We start from the raw sequence: 17,064 nt of genomic DNA, 5'->3' as shown, positions 1-17,064 counted from the left end.
GCCGATCAAATCGCATCGTCAAATGATTCCGATGCGTGGATGTATTCTGCGAATAGCAGCATACTCCGAAAGTGTTCCAGGTTTGAGGGCGGGAAATGAATACGTTTTCCATTGACGAAAGAGGTAATATCCTTCGTTACCTTGATCTGTATTCCGGGGAAAAGGCGTCTGAACCACTCTTTTATATTCATGGCCTGGGCTGCGCATCCAGCAGCGATTACCCGCCGGTCGTGACCTCCGATTCATACTCGAAGCGCAGATCTTTTCTCGTCGATCTCATGGGGTCTGGCTTTAGCGACAAGCCGCAAGACGGACAATACGTCTCCGCTACACAGGCAACGGTCTTGTCGAACTTTGTGCTCAACCAGGGTTTCTCGAACGTGAACCTGTTCGGCCATAGCGCTGGGGCATTCATCGCCTTGAAGCTGGCGCAGCAGTTGCCCATTCAGGTTGGCACGCTTGTCCTTTGTGAGCCTGGACTGACCGACTACGGCGTAGCCATGTTGTCGGAGATTACGTCCCAAACCGAGCAGCAATTCGTCAACGGCGGCTTTTCGCAATTCCTGATGCAATTGAAGGCACAAGGTGGTAACGATGCCTGGTTGGGGCCGTTTTCCGTCGCTTCACCCTACGCCATTTATCAATGGGCGAGATCGGCTATCGACGATAATTCGAGCAATTGGCTCGATGATCTGGCTAGACTGAATGCAATCAAAGGCGTGATCCTTTCGGATACGGCAACGAGCGACGAGATTGCGAAGTTCGAACAGGCCGGCTGCACGGTCGAGCTCGTTGCCAACGCCGAACATATGGTGGCGTACGACAATCCAGATGGTCTGGCGTTGGCAATTTCAAACATTCTCAATCTGAGCCGATAAAACGATACCGACCTCTACGCGCTGCGCAATACCGGCAACGCTGCCCCGTGCGTTTCAACCGCCGCATCGAACGTCGCGAGCGACAACGCTTCCCCAATTGCATCACCTACGAGAATGATGGCCGGGCTGCCGAGCCCGGCTTGCGTCGCAATGGCGGCGATGGTGCCGAGCGTTCCCGTCACGCGGCGCTCGTTCGCACTGCCGGCCCATTGCACCACCGCAGCCGGCGTTTCGCTCGAAAGCGCCTGCGCCAGCGTCGCGCACAGCCCTTCGATGCGGCTCATCCCCATATAGATGGCGAGCGTCATGCGTGTCGCGGCGAGCGCCGGCCAGTCCGGCTCGCTGTGGTCGCGCAGATGCGCCGTCACGAAGATCACGCCCTGGCAGTGGTCGCGATGCGTGAGCGAGACGCCCAGGCCCGCCGCCGCCGCGAACGCCGACGACACGCCGTTGACGATCTCCACCGGAATGCCCGCGCGCCGCAGCGCCGCGAGCTCTTCGCCCGCGCGGCCGAAGAGCAGGGCGTCGCCGCCTTTCACGCGCACCACGTCGAGGCCTTTGCGCGCGTAGCGCTGCATGAGCCGTTCGATGAACGCCTGCGGGGTGGAGCGGCAGCCGCCGCGCTTGCCGACCTTGATCACGCGCGCCTGCGGGGCGAGCGAGGCGATCTCGGAGTTCACGAGGTCGTCGAGCAGCACGACGTCGGCGCGTGCGAGCGCCTTGGCCGCTTTCAGGGTCAGCAGGTCGAGGTCGCCAGGACCCGCGCTCAATAAGGTGACCTTGCCCGTTGCGTTCATGTTGATCCTTTCGCGTTCTCTCATATCTTGCGCGCTCTCAGGCGCGCCATCAAAACAAACGGCGTCCACTCGTCTTGCGTGACGAGGGGACGCCGTTGTCCGCCAATGCATGAAGGTGTTGCTGCATGGCCCGCGCATCGAATCCGATGGCATGGCCGCTCCGGCATCGTTGCCGGATGGATGCCTCTACGCAAGTTCCAGACCAGCGCACGAGCCGCACCGGCGCACATCGCGCTGGCCGGCGCCAGCGGGGCGCGCACCCATTGACAAGTTTTTCGAATGCATCGCCGTGGCGCACCGAAATCGCACAGCGCGTGTGCTGCATGGCACCAAACTTGTGCCCGGCTGCATCGCCGCGCACAGGGCCATCACGCACGGTGCGGTGGCCCGGGAATTCGCCCGTGCCGTGTGGCGTGGGGTTTCCGGGTATTTCTTGAGAACTGGCACAGTGCTTGCATAACGTTCCGCAAACAGGATCAACGGCGATCCGGCGGCCGGCGATCCGGCTGCAATGCAGCATGGCAGTGCAAATCGATTGAATCTCAGGGCAACGGCGTCCCCCGAATCTGGCTCCTCGCGAGCTGGATCCGCGGGACGCCTTTTTATTTGGCAGGGTGCATAAGCATGACGCAATCAACGCTCGCAGTGAACGGTCTGGACGTCGTCGTCATTGGTCACGGCATGGTGGGCCACAAATTTCTGGAGTGCGTGCTCGCGGACGCTGCGCAAAGCGCGCTGAACGTGCGCGTGACCGTGCTCTGCGAAGAGCCGCGTCCCGCTTACGACCGCGTGCATCTCTCCGAATTCTTCGCCGGCAAGTCCGTCGAGGACCTGTCGCTCGTGAGCGAAGGCTTCTTCGAGCGCGACGACGTTCGCCAGCGCGTGCGTCTCGTGCTCAACGCGAAGGCCGTGTCGATCGACCGCGCGGCGCGCACCGTGAGCGTGTCCAACGGCGAGACGCTTTCATACGACAAGCTCGTGATCGCCACGGGGTCGTCGCCGTTCGTGCCCGCCATCGCAGGCAATGATCGTACGGACTGCTTCGTTTATCGCACCATCGAGGACCTCGAGGCCATGCAGGCACGCGGTGCGAGCGCCAAGTCGGGCGTGGTGGTGGGCGGCGGCCTGTTGGGCCTCGAATGCGCGAAGGCCCTGCGCGATCTGGGGCTCGATACGCACGTGGTCGAATTCGCGCCGCGCCTGATGACCGTGCAGGTCGACGAAGACGGCGGCCGCATGCTGCGCAGCAAGATCGAAGCGCTCGGCGTGACTGTGCATACGCAGAAGAACACCACGGCGATCGTGGATGGCGAAAGCGCGGCCAACCGCATGGTGTTCGCCGACGGCACGCACCTCGAAGCCGACATGATCGTGTTTTCGGCCGGCATTCGTCCGCGCGACGAGATCGCGCGTGCGTGCGGGCTCGAAGTGGGTGCGCGGGGAGGCATTGTGATCGACGACGTCTGCCGCACGAGCGACTCCGACATCTATGCGATCGGCGAATGCGCGCTGTGGCAAGGTCAGATCTTCGGCCTCGTGGCGCCGGGCTACGACATGGCGCGTATCGTCGCGAAGGCGCTCGCGGGCACGGCGCAGGACGCTAGCGCGGCGGCACGCTTCGAAGGCGCGGACATGAGCACGAAGCTCAAGCTGATGGGTGTGGACGTGGCGAGCATCGGCGACGCGCACGGCAAGACGCCGGGCAGCCGCTCATACCGCTTCGCCGACGAGCGTCGCGAGGTCTACAAGAAGATCGTGGTCTCCGAGTGCGGCAAGCATCTGCTCGGAGCCGTGATGGTGGGTGACGCTGGCGAATACGGCACGCTGCTGCAGATGATGCTCAACCGTATCGAATTGCCGGAGGCACCCGAGTTCCTGATCCTCCCGCAAGCCGATGGCAAGGCGAAGCCCGCGCTCGGCGTGGAGGCGTTGCCCGAGGGTGCGCAGATCTGCTCGTGCAACAACGTCTCGAAGGCGCAGATCTGCGCGGCGGTGCGCGACGGCGCGACGAGCATCGGCGCGATGAAGGCCACCACGTGCGCTGGCGCGTCGTGCGGCGGCTGCGTGCCGCTCGTCACGCAGATCATGAAGTCGGAGATGCAGCGTCAGGGCGTGGCCGTCAACAATCACCTCTGCGAGCACTTCCCGTATTCGCGCCAGGAGCTCTATCACCTCGTGCGCGTGGAGAACATCAAGACCTTCGGCGCGCTGCTTTCGAAGCACGGCCACGGGCTCGGCTGCGATATCTGCAAGCCCGCGGTGGCCGGCATTCTGGCTTCGTGCTGGAACGAGTTCGTGCTCAAGAAGGAGCACGCGAGCCTGCAGGATTCGAACGACTACTACCTCGCCAACATTCAGCGTGACGGCACCTATTCGGTCGTGCCGCGCATGCCGGGCGGCGAGGTCACGCCCGAGGGCCTCATCGCCGTGGGCATGGTCGCGAAGAAATATGGCCTCTACACGAAGATCACGGGCGGCCAGCGTGTGGACCTGTTCGGTGCGCGCGTCGAGCAACTGCCGTTCATCTGGGAGGAGCTGATCGACGCGGGCTTCGAATCGGGGCACGCCTACGGCAAGGCCGTGCGTACCGTGAAGTCGTGCGTGGGCTCGACATGGTGCCGTTACGGCGTGGGCGATTCGGTCGGGCTCGCGATCGAAGTGGAGAACCGCTACAAGGGCCTGCGCGCGCCGCACAAGATCAAGTTCGGCGTCTCGGGCTGCACGCGTGAATGCGCGGAAGCCCAGGGCAAGGACATCGGCATCATCGCCACGGAGCGGGGCTGGAACCTCTACGTGTGCGGCAATGGTGGCATGAAGCCGCGTCACGCCGAACTGCTCGCGTCCGATCTCGACAAGGACACGCTGATTCGCTACATCGACCGCTTCCTCATGCTCTACGTGCGCACGGCAGACCGCCTGCAACGCACGAGCGTGTGGCGCGACAACCTCGAAGGCGGTCTCGACTATCTGATCGACGTGGTCGTGCACGACAAGCTGGGCCTGGCCGCCGAGCTCGAAGCGGAGATGCAGCTCGTGGTGGACACCTACGAGTGCGAGTGGAAGAAGGCCGTAACCGATCCGCACACGCGCCGGCGCTTTCGCCACTTCGTCAACAGCGACGCGGGCGACCACCACGTTTCGTTCGTCGAGGAGCGCGGCCAGATTCGTCCGGCCACGCCCGAGGAGCGCCAGCAGATCCCTGTGCGCGCCGATTACGATGCGCTCGCCCAGATTCCCGTCGTTGTCGAAACCGTTTGAGTTTGCCCGAACCCGTTTACTTACGAGGAGTACGAAATGAGCCACGTCGCTAGCAACGCATTTGCGCAAGACACCTGGGTGCCCGTGTGTCAGCTCGATGACATCGTGCCCAATACGGGCGTGTGCGCGCTCGTGAAAGGCGAGCAGATCGCGGTGTTCCATATCGACGACGGTGACGCGCGCGTATTCGCCATCGGCAACTATGACCCGAACTCCCAGGCTGCGGTGCTCTCGCGCGGGCTCGTGGGCAGCCTCGGCGAGCGCATCGTCGTGGCGTCGCCTATCTACAAGCACCACTTCGATCTCTCGACCGGCGAGTGCCTTGAAGATCCGGTGCGCTCGGTGAATACGTTCGCCGCGCGTGTGGAGAACGGCCAGGTCTGGGTATCTGCCTGATTCAGGCCTGATTTTGTCCTTGCTTGCGAATTCGAGCCGCGCATGACCGAAAAGACCGTCAAGACCGTTTGTCCGTACTGCGGCGTGGGCTGCGGGATGGTCCTGCACGTGCAGGACGGCGAGGTCACGAAGATCTCGGGCGACACCGAGCACCCGAGCAACTTCGGGCGCCTGTGCACCAAGGGTTCTTCGGCGCACGTGGCGCTGCGCAAGTCCGGGCGGCTCGAGCGCGCATTCGTGCGCCACGCGCGCGACGAAGACCCCGTCCCGCTGCCGCTCGCGCAGGCCGTCGCCGATACGGCGCGCCGCCTGCGCGAGACGCTCGACGCGCATGGTCCGGATGCGCTCTCGTTCTACGTGTCGGGCCAGATGTCGATCGAGGCGCAGTACCTCGTGAACAAGCTCGCCAAGGGCTTTATCGGCACCAACAACATCGAGTCGAACTCGCGACTGTGCATGGCCAGCGCGGGCACCGGCTACAAGCTCTCGCTGGGCGCGGACGGGCCGCCCGGATCGTACCAGGACTTCGATCGCGCCAACCTGTTCTTCGTGATCGGCTCGAACATGGCGGATTGCCATCCGATCCTGTTCCTGCGCATGATGGACCGCGTGAAAGCGGGCGCGAAGCTGATCGTGGTGGACCCGCGCCGCACCGCGACGGCCGAGAAGGCGTCGCTGTTCCTGCAGATCAAGGCGGGCACCGATCTCGCGCTGCTCAACGGCCTGCTGTATCTGCTGCACGAGAACGGCCACACCGATGCGGCATTCATCGCTCAGTACACCCAGGGTTGGGACGCGATGCCGGACTTTCTTGGCGACTACACGCCGGAGAATGTCGCGGCCATCACGGGGCTTGCAGAAGCCGATATCCGCCGCGCGGCGCAGATGATCGGCAAAGCGCCCGAGTGGATGAGCTGCTGGACCATGGGCCTGAACCAGAGCACGCACGGCACGTGGAACACGAACGCCATCTGCAATCTGCATCTGGCAACGGGCAAGATCTGCCGCCCCGGCAGCGGGCCGTTCTCGCTCACGGGCCAGCCCAATGCGATGGGCGGGCGCGAGATGGGCTATATGGGGCCCGGCTTGCCGGGCCAGCGCTCGGTGCTCTCCGAAGAAGACCGCGCCGTTGTCGAAGACCTCTGGAGCGTGCCGCGCGGCACGCTCACGACGAAGCTCGGCGGTGGCACGATCGACATGTTCTCGCGCATGGCAGCGGGCGAGATCAAGGCATGCTGGATCATCTGCACCAATCCGGTGGCCTCGGTCGCCAACCGGCAGACCGTGGTGGAGGGTCTGCGCGCGGCCGAGCTCGTGATCGCGCAGGACGCCTTTCTGGACACCGAAACGAATCCGTACGCCGACGTCCTGCTGCCGGGCGCGCTCTGGGCCGAGGGCGAGGGCGTGATGATCAATTCCGAGCGCAACATGACGCTCATGCAGCAGGCCGTCGAGCCGCCGGGCGAGGCCTTGCCCGACTGGCGGATCATCGCGCACGTGGCCTGCGAGATGGGCTTTGAGTCGGCGTTCAGCTATGCGAGCGCGGCGGAAGTATTCGAGGAGATCGTGGCGTTTTCGAATCCGAAGACGGGCTACGATCTGCGCGGCGCGAGCCATGCGAGGCTGCGCGAGACGCCGCTGCAATGGCCTTGCGCCCCGCAGGCGCACGACGCGCAGGGCGAGCGCAATCCCATTCGCTATCTGAACGACGGCGTGAGCCAGACCCTGCGCGAGGGCGAAGACGGCAGCCGCCCGCGCATCGTCTTTCCCACGCTGCACGGCAAGGGCGTGTTCTTCGCGCGGCCGCACGTGGCGCCCGCGGAATTGCCCGATGGCACCTTCCCCATTGTCTTCAATACAGGGCGCGTGCAGCACCAATGGCACACCATGACGAAGACCGGCAAGGTGGCCATGCTCAACAAGCTTAACCCGGGGCCCTTCGTCGAAATCCATCCGGAGGACGCGAGCGCGCTTGGCATCGCGGCGAAGGACCGCGTGGAGGTGCGCTCGCGGCGCGGGCGCGTGGTGCTGCCCGCCGTGGTGACCGAGCGCGTGCAGCCCGGCAACTGCTTCGCGCCGATGCACTGGAACGACGTATTTGGCGACGATCTTTGCGTGAACGAGGTCACGAGCGATGCGATCGACGAATTCTCCCAGCAACCCGAATTGAAATTTTGTGCCGTTGCGCTAACGCGCGTGGCGCCTGAGTCTGCCCCTCTCGTGCCCGACGCGCCTGACGCGTTCGACGTGCGCGAGGCCGGCATGGCTCATCCGTCTCAGGAACACGATATGTCCCGAATCGATGCGTTTGCGAATCTACTCGACCTCGGCGATGTGGCCGCGCCGGAACTCAGCGATATGGAGCGGCTCTACCTCGCGGGTTTCGTCGGCGGGCTGCGTGCGTTGAAGGACGAGGCGCAGGGCAGCGCCGCAGCGCTGCCCGTGCTGCCCGCGCACGCGCCGTTTCCCGCGAGCACGCGCGCGTGGCTCGACGGAATGCTGGCGGGGCTGTTCAGCCGCGGCGAGGCGCGCATTGCGCCGGCGCTGGAAGCGGGTCAGCAGCATAACGATAAGCAGGCCGAAAAGCCGGGCGCCGTACGGATCGCACATACGCGCCCGAAAGTTGTTCTGCTGTGGGCATCGCAGACGGGCAACGTGGAGTCGCTCGTCGAGCGCTACGCCATGCAGTTGATGGAGTCGGGCTTCGAGATCCGCACGGCCTGCATGGCCGACTATTCGCTCGCGAATCTGGAGAAAGCGCAATACGTGCTGCTGATGACGAGCACCTTCGGCGACGGCGATGCGCCCGACAACGGCGAGCCGTTCTGGTCGGCGCTCAAGGCGGAGACTGCACCGCGCCTGGCCGCGCTGGGCTATGCCGTGCTCGCGCTGGGCGACCGCAATTACGACCAGTTCTGCGGTCACGGCCGCAACCTCGACGCACGCCTCGAAGCGCTCGGCGCGCAACGGCTGATGGCACGCGTGGAGTGCGACACCGACTATCAAAACGCCGCGGATGCCTGGCTGGACCGCGTGGTTGCGCGCATCAAGGAAGAAGATGCCGCGCTGCACGCCGTGCCTGCCGGCGGCGCGATTCCCGAGGTGCTGCCCGGTTGCGCGGCGACCAAGGCGCGCCCGGCCGCATCGCGTCTCATCCAGAATGTGCGCCTGAACATGCAGGGCGCGGTGAAGGACACGCGCTACTTCTCGCTCGCGACAGGCGGCGGCGATGGCATGGGCCTCGAGTACGAAGTGGGGGACGCGCTCGGCGTATGGCCGACGAACTGCCCCGCGCTCGTCGACGAACTGCTTGCACTGACCCACCTCCAGGCCGATGCGCCAGTCGAGGTGCCCGGTGTCGGCGATATGCGTCTGGCGGATGCGCTCGGCAAGCACTACGAGATCGCGCGGCCCAGCCCCGACGCGCTCGCGTTCATCGCTTCGCGCGCACGCGGCCAGGGGTTGGGCGAACTGCTGCGCGAGGAGCGCAAGAGCGATCTCAAGGACTGGTTGTGGGGGCAACAACTTGCCGACGTGCTGCACGAGTATCCCATCGAGCTTTCGGCGCGCGAATTGACCGGCATGCTCAAGCGCCTGCAGCCGCGGCTCTACTCGATCTCGTCGAGCCCGAAGGCGCATGAGGGAGAAGTGCATCTGACCGTTTCCGCGCTGCGTTACAACAATGGCCGGCGCGAGCGCAAGGGCGTGGCCTCCACGTTCCTCGCCGACCGCGCGGCTGAGGGCAGCGTGCCGGTGTTCGTGCAAAAGAGCACCCATTTCCGGCCGCCGCGCCACGGCGACACGCCGATGATCATGGTCGGCCCAGGCACGGGCGTTGCGCCGTTCCGCGCCTTTCTGCACGAGCGGCGCGCGCATGGCGATACGGGCCGCAACTGGTTGTTCTTCGGCGAGCAGCGCGCGGGCACCGACTTTTACTATCGCGACGAGCTGGAGCACATGCACAAGGACGGCTTGCTCAGCCGGCTCGACCTCGCGTTCTCGCGCGACCAGCGTGAGAAAGTCTACGTGCAGGACCGCATGCGCGAGCAGGGCGCGCAGTTGTGGGCGTGGCTGGAGGAGGGCGCGCACTTCTACGTGTGCGGCGATGCAAGCCGCATGGCCAAAGACGTGGATGCCGCTTTGAGGTCGGTCGTCGCGCACCATGGCGGCATGAGCGACGAAGCGGCCGGCGAGTACGTCGGCCAGATGGCGCGCGACAGGCGCTATGTGCGCGACGTGTATTGAGCGCCGGGCGCGACCGGCACTTGCGGGCTCGCGACGGTACGAACTGCGGCGGTGCTCGGCACGCCGCGCAAGGCGGAACTACGCGGCGTGCTTCCGGGCCTGTTCAAGCGAATAGCAGGGCCGCGCTGGCCGCCAGAAGGGCCGAACGCGAGGATTGCGACGCAGCGAATACTGTGCGTATTAGTGCGTCTTGCGGCGCCAGATCTCGTGGCCGGCGCAAATCGCGAGGAAGACGCCGAACAGGATCGCGGCCACCGAGGCCGATTGATCGCCGGCGCTGGCTAGCGGGCCGGATTGCACTGAGTGGAGCCACAGCCCCGCGCCCGCTGCTACGGCCACGAGGCCCAGCACGACACCCAGCGCTAGCGCGGCAAAGTGCTCGCGCGGACGTTGCCGATTCGTCATGTCGCTCCCCAACGAGCGTGTCCTTGCTCGTGCGGGCGGCTTTGGAACCCCCGCATGGGGTAACGATACGCCGTTGCGCGCGGTGCGGCATCATCGATCGATGATAGGCAGCGCGGCCGATATGCATAAAACGAATGAATGGGAGGACGCCGGCCGCGTATAAGGCCAGCGGCGGCCGCGGATCGTCAGCGCCGCTCGCTCCCCGTCGCGCGCTTTTGCCGGTACATCGCGGCATCGGCGAGCGCCAGCAGGTCGTCCACGGACGATGCCGCGTCGGCGCGGCTCACCGCGTTGCCCACGCTGCTGCGCAGCGCGTAGGGCTTTTGCGCCGCACGATTGAAGCGCTCCAGTTGCGAGCAGATGCGCTCGGTCGCTTGCGCCGCGCCGGCCTCGTCGGCGTCGGGGAGCAGCACTGCAAACTCGTCGCCGCCCAGCCGGCCGATCACGTCCCCTTCGCGCACGGCCATGCGCAAAATAGTTGCGAACGCAACCAGTGCGTGGTCGCCTTCGGTGTGGCCGTAAGTGTCGTTGATCTGCTTGAAGCCGTTGAGGTCGAGATAGAGCAGCGAGACCGGCCGCTGCGCGCTGCGGCACAGGCGCACCGCCTGCCCGGCGAGCGCCTTGAAGCCGCGCCGGTTCGCGAGACCGGTGAGCTCGTCGGTGCTCGCCATGCGCGCGGCCGCGATCTCTTCTTCGGCCATGTCGGCCAGATCGCGCAGCACGGCGCGCTCCTCGTCGCCGAAACTGCGCGGCGCACTGTCGATCAAGCAGAGCGTGCCGAGGCGCATCTGGTTCGGAACCGAGAGCGGGCAGCCCGCATAGAAGCGGATGTTCGGCGCGCCGGTCACGAGCGGGTTGTCGGCGAAGCGCACGTCGGCGCTCGCATCGCTCACGAAGAAGAGGTCGTCGCTCAAAATGGCGTGGCCGCAGAACGAGATGTTGCGCGGCGTTTCAGAAGCGTCGAGGCCCGGGTGCGACTTGAACCATTGGCGCTCGGAGTCGACGAGCGTGACAGCGGCAATGGGGACATTGAACAAGCGTCGCGCGAGGCGCGTGATGCGGTCGAATCGGTCCTCGGGCAGGGTGTCGAGGATATGGCAGGAGCGCAGAGTCTCTACACGCTCGGCTTCGTTCTCCGGCAAAGAAGGTTGAAGCATGGGTGATGGACGCGTTGGCGAAGAAAGATTTTCATTCTAGCGCGAAGCGTGCGAATGTTGTTGCCTATGCATCCAGCATGATGCGCGGGGCGTTGGTGGGCGTGCCCCGCGCGACCATCAACCGATATGCGCGCGCGCGACCCGGCACGCAGCTAGATCCCATGCGGCGCAGCCAACGCTCTTGAAAAAGACCGGTGCAGCGGGCTTGAGGTTTCCCTTGATGGCATTGGCTAGCGCATTCACGTTTGCCCAGTCGACGCCCGCCTGAATCAGATCGCCCGCTTCGTGCTTTGCGCCAGCAGGATCGTCGACGACGAGGAAGCTGCTGTCCACGGTCGCTTTGCCGACTTCCGCCGCTGCCGGCGTGAACGCGCCGACCCCGATCACGAGACGTCCGGCTCGCGCAGGAGCGGTGTAGACGGGCGACTGACTCGTCGTGACCGTCACGGCGACATCGACCGAGTCGGGAATATCGCCCTCGAGGGCGCTGAGATTGGGCGCAATCGCGCGCAGCGATTCGACAAAGCGTTGCGTGCTTTCTGGCGTCGAACCTTTCGCGAGAATCCGTGCCTGCGGAAAGAGCGCCGCAAAGGCTTCCACATGATTGACGGCCTGCTTCCCGGTACCGATGATCAGGATCTCCTTGGGCGCGTCTGCATGCAGGCACATGATGCCAAGCGCGGTGACAGCGGCGGTCCGGCGTCCGGTGACCGTGGGGCCGTCGAGCACGAATAGCATCTCGCCCGTGAACGCGTCGCACGCGATGACCTGCCCGTGAATCGTGGGGAGCTGCCGCTTGCCGTTGCCAGGGCACACGTTGACGAGCTTGTGGATCGCAATGTCGCTCGCGCTCGAAGGCATCGAGAGCATCACGCCGCCTTCCTGCAACGGAATGACCAGACGCTCAGGACTGACGATCTTCCCGGCTGCGTATTCCACGATGGTTTCGCGCAGCGTCTGCACGAGCGTCGGATAGTCCAGCAGCGCGGCAGTGGTTTGCGCGTCGAAAGTTTTGACTGGCGGAGTGGTCATGGTCTGGGTGGCTCGCATTGGATAAGTCGCTTAAGTGGATTCAATTTAAACCACATTTGGCCTGTTATCAATCCATGAATCCAATATATTGACCCCATCTGGCATTCGTGCAATCCACATCGGTACGGTGCAGGTCGGCAGCGGCTCTGGTGGTTTTGACGGCGCGAGTAAGTGGTATATTGGAGACCAACGTTTCGACCGATCCTCTATGGCCTCCGCACGCATCGATTTCCCCGCGAACTTCCGCCCCCTCCAGATCTACGAACAGGTTTCCGAAAAGATCCGCGCGGAGATCCGGGCCGGCAGATACCTTCCGGAGTCGCGCCTGCCTTCCGAGCGCGAGCTGGCCGCCTTGTTCGGCGTCGGCCGCCCGGCAGTGCGTGAGGCGATCGGGGCGCTCCAGAACGAAGGCCTCGTGCTCACGCGCAGAAATTCCGGCACCTATGTCGCGGCGAATGCCCCCGAGGTGCTGGCGCGGGCCGGTGCGCCGGCTGGCACTGTCGAAGCCAGCCTGGTCGAAGCGGACTACAGCCCGTCGGCAACGCTGGACGTGCGCCTGATTCTCGAGCCCGCCATCGCGCGCCGGGCGGCGGCCCACAAGAAGCGCGACGCGCTCGCGGAGCACTATCTCGCGCAGATGGAAACGCTGACCGATGTTTCGGACCCCGAACAGCGTGCGCTCTGGAACAACAGTGACCGCCTGTTTCATCGCCAGCTTGCCGTGATGACCGGCGATGCGCTGCTGGTGAAGCTCGCCCAGGAGATTGCCGACACGATGGACCAGTCCTTGTGGAAGCGTCTAAAGGACGACGGAATTTACGATCCCGCCCGCATCCGCCTCTACGTCGCGGAGCACCGGCTCATTTACGAAGCCATCGTGACCGGCGACGCAGATGCGGCCGCGTTCTACGTGGAGCAGCACATCCATCGTGTCCAGCGCGATATTGCGCCCACCTGATCGTCATTCTTTGCTGGACTGCGTGGCGGCTTGCTCGATCAGCTTTGCGACGGCCGCCGGATGCGACATGTAGGCCACGTGGCTCGAGTCGATCTCGACCGTCTTGCTGCCTGCGCGCTGGGTCATGAAGCGTTCCAGGTCGGGATTGATCGCACGGTCGGCCGTTGCGACGAGCGCCCAGCTCGGCTTCGTTCTCCACGCGGCGTGCTTAATCGGTACTCCGAATGATTGGGCGGCGGGCGTCACCTGCGAAATGGCCATGAAGCTGGCTTCGGAGGCGGGCAAGTCGGCAGCGAAATCCTCGTGGAAATTCGCCGGATCGATGTACAGATGGCCGTCGGCGGTTGCCTTGATGGCCTTGGTTGCGGGCGGGATTTTCTTGGTCAGCTCGAGCGGGGACTCGCCCGTGTCCGGCTGGAACGCGGCCACGTAGACGAGGCCCGCGACCTTGTCGTCGTTGCCGGCCTCTGTCACCACCGCGCCGCCGTAGCTATGGCCGACGAGGATGCTGGGCCCGTCCTGCGCATCGATCACACGGGTGGTGGCCTGCACGTCGTCACCGAACGAGGTTTCCGGCTCCTGCACGACCGAGACCTTGTAACCGTCACGCGCAAGGATCTTCGAAACGGCCTGCCAGCCCGAGCCATCGGCGAAATAGCCGTGGACGAGGACGATGTTCTTGACCGGCGCGGCCGTGGCGGCCTGCGAGCCGAGCGCGGCGGCGGAAAGGGCGATGGCGGCGGCGATGCGGGTGAGGTATGAGGAAGTCTTCATTTTCGTGCTCCGGTGGGTGAGATAACTGAGGAACCGACAGGGCATGACCTGTTCGATGTAGCCATCCTACTAGTAGGATGGCTGAGATGCAAGAAGATTTTTGCGACTCGCAATGAGGCCGCGTTCCACGGTAGACTATCGATGAATCAACCGACTAGATGGTAGGCAAAATGACGGCAACTGGGGACATAACGGCAAACAGGATCGTCGCAGCGGGGCGGCAGCTCATCATGCGTCGCGGCTATAGCGGGTTTAGCTATGCGGACGTCGCAGAATCGATCGACATTCGCAAGGCGAGCATTCACCATCACTTCCCCGCTAAAACCGATCTCGTGATCGCTGTGCTGGACGAGTGGCGGGAAGCACTCGATACCGACGTTGCGGCACTTCAAGCGAGCGGTGCCGACGCTATTGCGCAATTGCACGCTTACATCGGTCATTGGGAGCGCTGCATTGCGGACGATACGGCGCCGTTCTGCGTAGCGGGCATGCTTGGCGCCGAGCTCCCCGCGCTGCCCGAGGAAGTGGCGCAAGCGGTGAAAATGTTTTTCGACACCCTGACTTCGTGGATTGAGAAGGTGCTCGAATCGGGCGTGAAGGACGGCCTCATCAAACTGGGCTCGTCGGCACAAACCGAGGCTGCAACGCTGGTGTCGGTGGTCTACGGCGCGATGCTGGCCGCGCGCGTGCAGGGCAACGTCGCGCTATTCAAGGAGGTGACCGGGAGCGCCGTGGAAAGGCTGGTGAAGCCGAGCAAGCGCACGCGGTCCGCCTGATGCTCGGAGAGGCACATCGCCGTTCCGTCTGGGTTTCTCAGGAAATCCTGGATAAATAAAAAAAGCGCACGCCGGAAAATCAGGCGTGCGCTGAAAACCCCAGGTACGGGGAGAATGGTTTTAACGCACAAGGAAGCCGTAGGTGAGCGGATCGCGCTCGTCGATGATCCACTGCGCGAACCCGCAAATATAGGCCTCGCCCTCGACTTCGGGAATCACGGCGGGAATGCCCTTGACCGACGTCTCCCGCAGGACCCTGCCTTTGAATATCGTGCCGACGATGGATTCATTCACGAGCGTTTCGCCCGCCTTGAGCTCGCCGCGCTGATAGAGCTGCGCCACGCGTCCGCCGGTTCCCGAGCCCGTGGGCGAGCGGTCGACTTCGCGATCGGCGAACACGCAGCAATTGGCCTGGGTCGATCCTTCATGGCGCGGCTGGTTGGCAATGATCGTCCCGTAGATGTGATTGATCTCGGGAATCTCCGGATGCTGCACCGGAAAGGCCTTGTTGGCCGCTTCCTTGACCTCGGCGCCGAAACGGATGAGCTTTTCGACCGCCGATTCGCGCACCGGCAGATCGAAAGGCGCGCCGTCGACGTAGAAGTAGAACGCGCCGCCGTATGCGATATCGCCCGTGACCTTGCCGAAGCTCGGCGTTTGAACCGTCACGTCGCGCTTCCAGAGGAATGACGGCACGTTCACGAAGCGCACGCTGCCGGCGTGCTCGCCATCCCACTTGACGAAGGCCTCGATGAAGCCGCACGGTGCGTCGATGCCCACGCGCGTTTCGGGAACGGTCCGTTGCACCCAGCCCAGCTCGACGGCGGCCGTGGACAGGGCGATGACGCCGTGGCCGCAGTGGTCGCTGTAGCCTTCGTTGTGCAGGAAGATCACGCCGAAGTCGGCGCCCGGCGAGACGGGCTCGGTGAGATAGCCGCCATACATGTCCGCGTGGCCGCGCGGCTCGAACATCAACGCGCGGCGGATGTCGTCGGCGTTTTCCTTGAGCCATGCGCGGCGCTGGACGATGGTGTCGCCGGGCAGGCGCGGCAGGCCGCTCGTGACGATGCGGAAGGCCTCGCCGCCGGTGTGAACTTCGACGGTCGAAATGGTGCGTGTCGGCTTCATGAGAATCGAATGACCAGGCTGATGGATGAGTTAATTTGTATACGGCACGGGCAGGCCGTTGCGAATGACATAAACCGTCGTGGGTGCGCCTTGCAGGTCGCCTTTCGCGTCAAACGAATAGGTGCCCGCGACGCCCTTGTAGTGTTCTTTGGACAACTGATCGATCAATTTTTGCTTGTCCGTAGTCGTACCGGACTTGACCATCGCGTCGGCCAGCAACTTTACGCCGTCGTAGTAGTTCACCGCATACACCTGGGTGTCCATATGGTAGGCGTCGTGGTACTTCTTCAGGAATTCACGGCCTTCGGGCGTCTTGTCCAGCGCCACGCCACCTTGAGCGCAATACACGATGGAGGCCGCATCGCCCGCAACCTTGCCCATGTCGGCCGAGCAAATGCCGTCGCCGCCGAGCAATTTGGCGCGCAGGCCGCGCTGGCGCATCTGCTTGGCCATGGGCGCGCCCTGGGCGGCATAGCCACCAAAGAAGATCACATCGGGATTCTTGGCCTTGATGGCGGTGAGGATGCCGAGGAAGTCGGTTGCCTGTGAATTCGTGAACTGATGATCGACGATCTTCAGGTTGTTGGCTTTCGCGACATCTTCGAACTGCTGGGCGACGCCCTGGCCATAGGCCGTTCTGTCGTCGATGATGGCGGCCGTTTTGGCGTGAAGCGTCTTGGCGGCGAATTCGGCCATCGTGCCGCCCAGCTGCTCGTCGCTCGCGCCGATACGGAAGATGTTCTTGAAGCCCTGCTGGGTCAGCGCGGGATTGGACGCAACCGGGAGGATCGGGATATTGGCATTGTGATAGACGCGCGATGCCGGGATCGCCACACCGGAGTTGTAGGGGCCGATGACGGCGACCACGCCCTTGTCGACGAGATTCTGGGCGACCTGCACGCCCACCTTGGGGTCTGCCTGGTCGTCCTGCGAATCCAGTTTGAACGTGACCGCCTTGCCCGCGACGGTAACGTGCTGCGCGTTCAGCTCGTTGATCGCCAGGCGCGCGCCATTCTCATTGTCCTTGCCGTTTGCGGCCTGCGGACCCGTCAGCGGCGCGGAATGCCCAATGACGACGACTTCCTGCGCGTGCGCCGCAACAGCGCCCAATGCCGATGCAGCAACCACAGCCGTAATGAACTGACGCATGACTGGTCTCCCACAAATTGGTTTTGGATAGACCAATGTATTTCAGTGGTGGTGCGATAGCAAGCACTTTTAGAAAAGAGCGCTGCCCGTGGTCCTGGGGAAACCAGATGG

General features: G+C 64.1%; 13 protein-coding genes. 6 read left to right on the top strand and 7 right to left on the bottom strand.

Features of this window, described 5'->3' with window-relative positions:
* Positions 1-95: 95 nt before the first annotated feature.
* The gene (locus EYW47_RS28640) at positions 96-878 is read left to right on the top strand and encodes an alpha/beta fold hydrolase (RefSeq protein WP_133198218.1); all 783 of its coding nucleotides are present in this window, start codon (positions 96-98) and stop codon (positions 876-878) included.
* Positions 879-892: 14 nt separating this feature from the next.
* Here EYW47_RS28640 and cobA read toward each other — a convergent pair whose 3' ends face one another.
* A complete protein-coding gene (gene cobA, locus EYW47_RS28635; RefSeq protein WP_133198217.1) occupies positions 893-1,675 on the bottom strand; it encodes a uroporphyrinogen-III C-methyltransferase in 783 nt (260 codons plus the stop codon).
* Between the two features lie 654 nt (positions 1,676-2,329).
* Between cobA and nirB the strand changes: the two genes are divergently transcribed.
* The 3 genes from nirB to EYW47_RS28620 are packed head-to-tail and all read left to right on the top strand — an operon-like array spanning position 2,330 to position 9,574.
* A complete protein-coding gene (gene nirB / locus EYW47_RS28630; protein ID WP_133198284.1) occupies positions 2,330-4,933 on the top strand; it encodes a nitrite reductase large subunit NirB in 2,604 nt (867 codons plus the stop codon).
* Positions 4,934-4,969: 36 nt separating this feature from the next.
* On the top strand, positions 4,970-5,329 hold the full coding sequence (nirD, locus tag EYW47_RS28625) for a nitrite reductase small subunit NirD (RefSeq protein ID WP_133198216.1): 360 nt from the start codon (positions 4,970-4,972) through the stop codon (positions 5,327-5,329).
* 42 nt (positions 5,330-5,371) lie between these two features.
* Complete coding sequence (locus EYW47_RS28620; RefSeq protein ID WP_133198215.1) at positions 5,372-9,574, top strand: bifunctional nitrate reductase/sulfite reductase flavoprotein subunit alpha; 4,203 nt, start codon at positions 5,372-5,374, stop codon at positions 9,572-9,574.
* Positions 9,575-9,754: 180 nt separating this feature from the next.
* Here the strand turns inward: EYW47_RS28620 and EYW47_RS28615 are convergent, their stop codons facing one another.
* The 3 genes from EYW47_RS28615 to lhpI form a co-directional block, all read right to left on the bottom strand.
* Entirely contained in the window at positions 9,755-9,979 is a 225-nt protein-coding gene (locus tag EYW47_RS28615) for a hypothetical protein (protein WP_133198214.1), read from the bottom strand.
* 185 nt (positions 9,980-10,164) lie between these two features.
* Entirely contained in the window at positions 10,165-11,136 is a 972-nt protein-coding gene (locus tag EYW47_RS28610; protein ID WP_133198213.1) for a sensor domain-containing diguanylate cyclase, read from the bottom strand.
* A 117-nt stretch (positions 11,137-11,253) separates the two neighbouring features.
* Positions 11,254-12,168, bottom strand: a complete 915-nt coding sequence (gene lhpI / locus EYW47_RS28605) for a bifunctional Delta(1)-pyrroline-2-carboxylate/Delta(1)-piperideine-2-carboxylate reductase (protein WP_133198212.1) — start codon at positions 12,166-12,168, stop codon at positions 11,254-11,256.
* 208 nt (positions 12,169-12,376) lie between these two features.
* Between lhpI and EYW47_RS28600 the strand changes: the two genes are divergently transcribed.
* Positions 12,377-13,126, top strand: coding sequence for a FadR/GntR family transcriptional regulator (locus EYW47_RS28600; protein WP_133198211.1), 750 nt, complete (start codon positions 12,377-12,379; stop codon positions 13,124-13,126).
* A gap of 3 nt (positions 13,127-13,129) precedes the next feature.
* Here EYW47_RS28600 and EYW47_RS28595 read toward each other — a convergent pair whose 3' ends face one another.
* Positions 13,130-13,900, bottom strand: coding sequence for an alpha/beta hydrolase (locus EYW47_RS28595; RefSeq protein ID WP_133198210.1), 771 nt, complete (start codon positions 13,898-13,900; stop codon positions 13,130-13,132).
* 158 nt (positions 13,901-14,058) lie between these two features.
* On the opposite strand from EYW47_RS28595, the gene EYW47_RS28590 reads away from it, so the two are divergent.
* On the top strand, positions 14,059-14,676 hold the full coding sequence (locus tag EYW47_RS28590) for a TetR/AcrR family transcriptional regulator (RefSeq protein WP_276322966.1): 618 nt from the start codon (positions 14,059-14,061) through the stop codon (positions 14,674-14,676).
* 120 nt (positions 14,677-14,796) lie between these two features.
* Here EYW47_RS28590 and lhpH read toward each other — a convergent pair whose 3' ends face one another.
* The gene (gene lhpH / locus EYW47_RS28585) at positions 14,797-15,804 is read right to left on the bottom strand and encodes a trans-3-hydroxy-L-proline dehydratase (RefSeq protein ID WP_133198208.1); all 1,008 of its coding nucleotides are present in this window, start codon (positions 15,802-15,804) and stop codon (positions 14,797-14,799) included.
* A gap of 30 nt (positions 15,805-15,834) precedes the next feature.
* Positions 15,835-16,953 carry a branched-chain amino acid ABC transporter substrate-binding protein gene (locus tag EYW47_RS28580; RefSeq protein WP_133198207.1) on the bottom strand — a complete coding sequence of 373 codons (1,119 nt, stop codon included), beginning with the start codon at positions 16,951-16,953 and terminating at the stop codon, positions 15,835-15,837.
* Positions 16,954-17,064: the final 111 nt, after the last annotated feature.

Origin of the sequence: Paraburkholderia silviterrae, assembly GCF_004353915.1 — a bacterium.
GTDB lineage: Bacteria > Pseudomonadota > Gammaproteobacteria > Burkholderiales > Burkholderiaceae > Paraburkholderia > Paraburkholderia silviterrae.
This window is presented reverse-complemented; position numbering and strand designations above follow the sequence as displayed.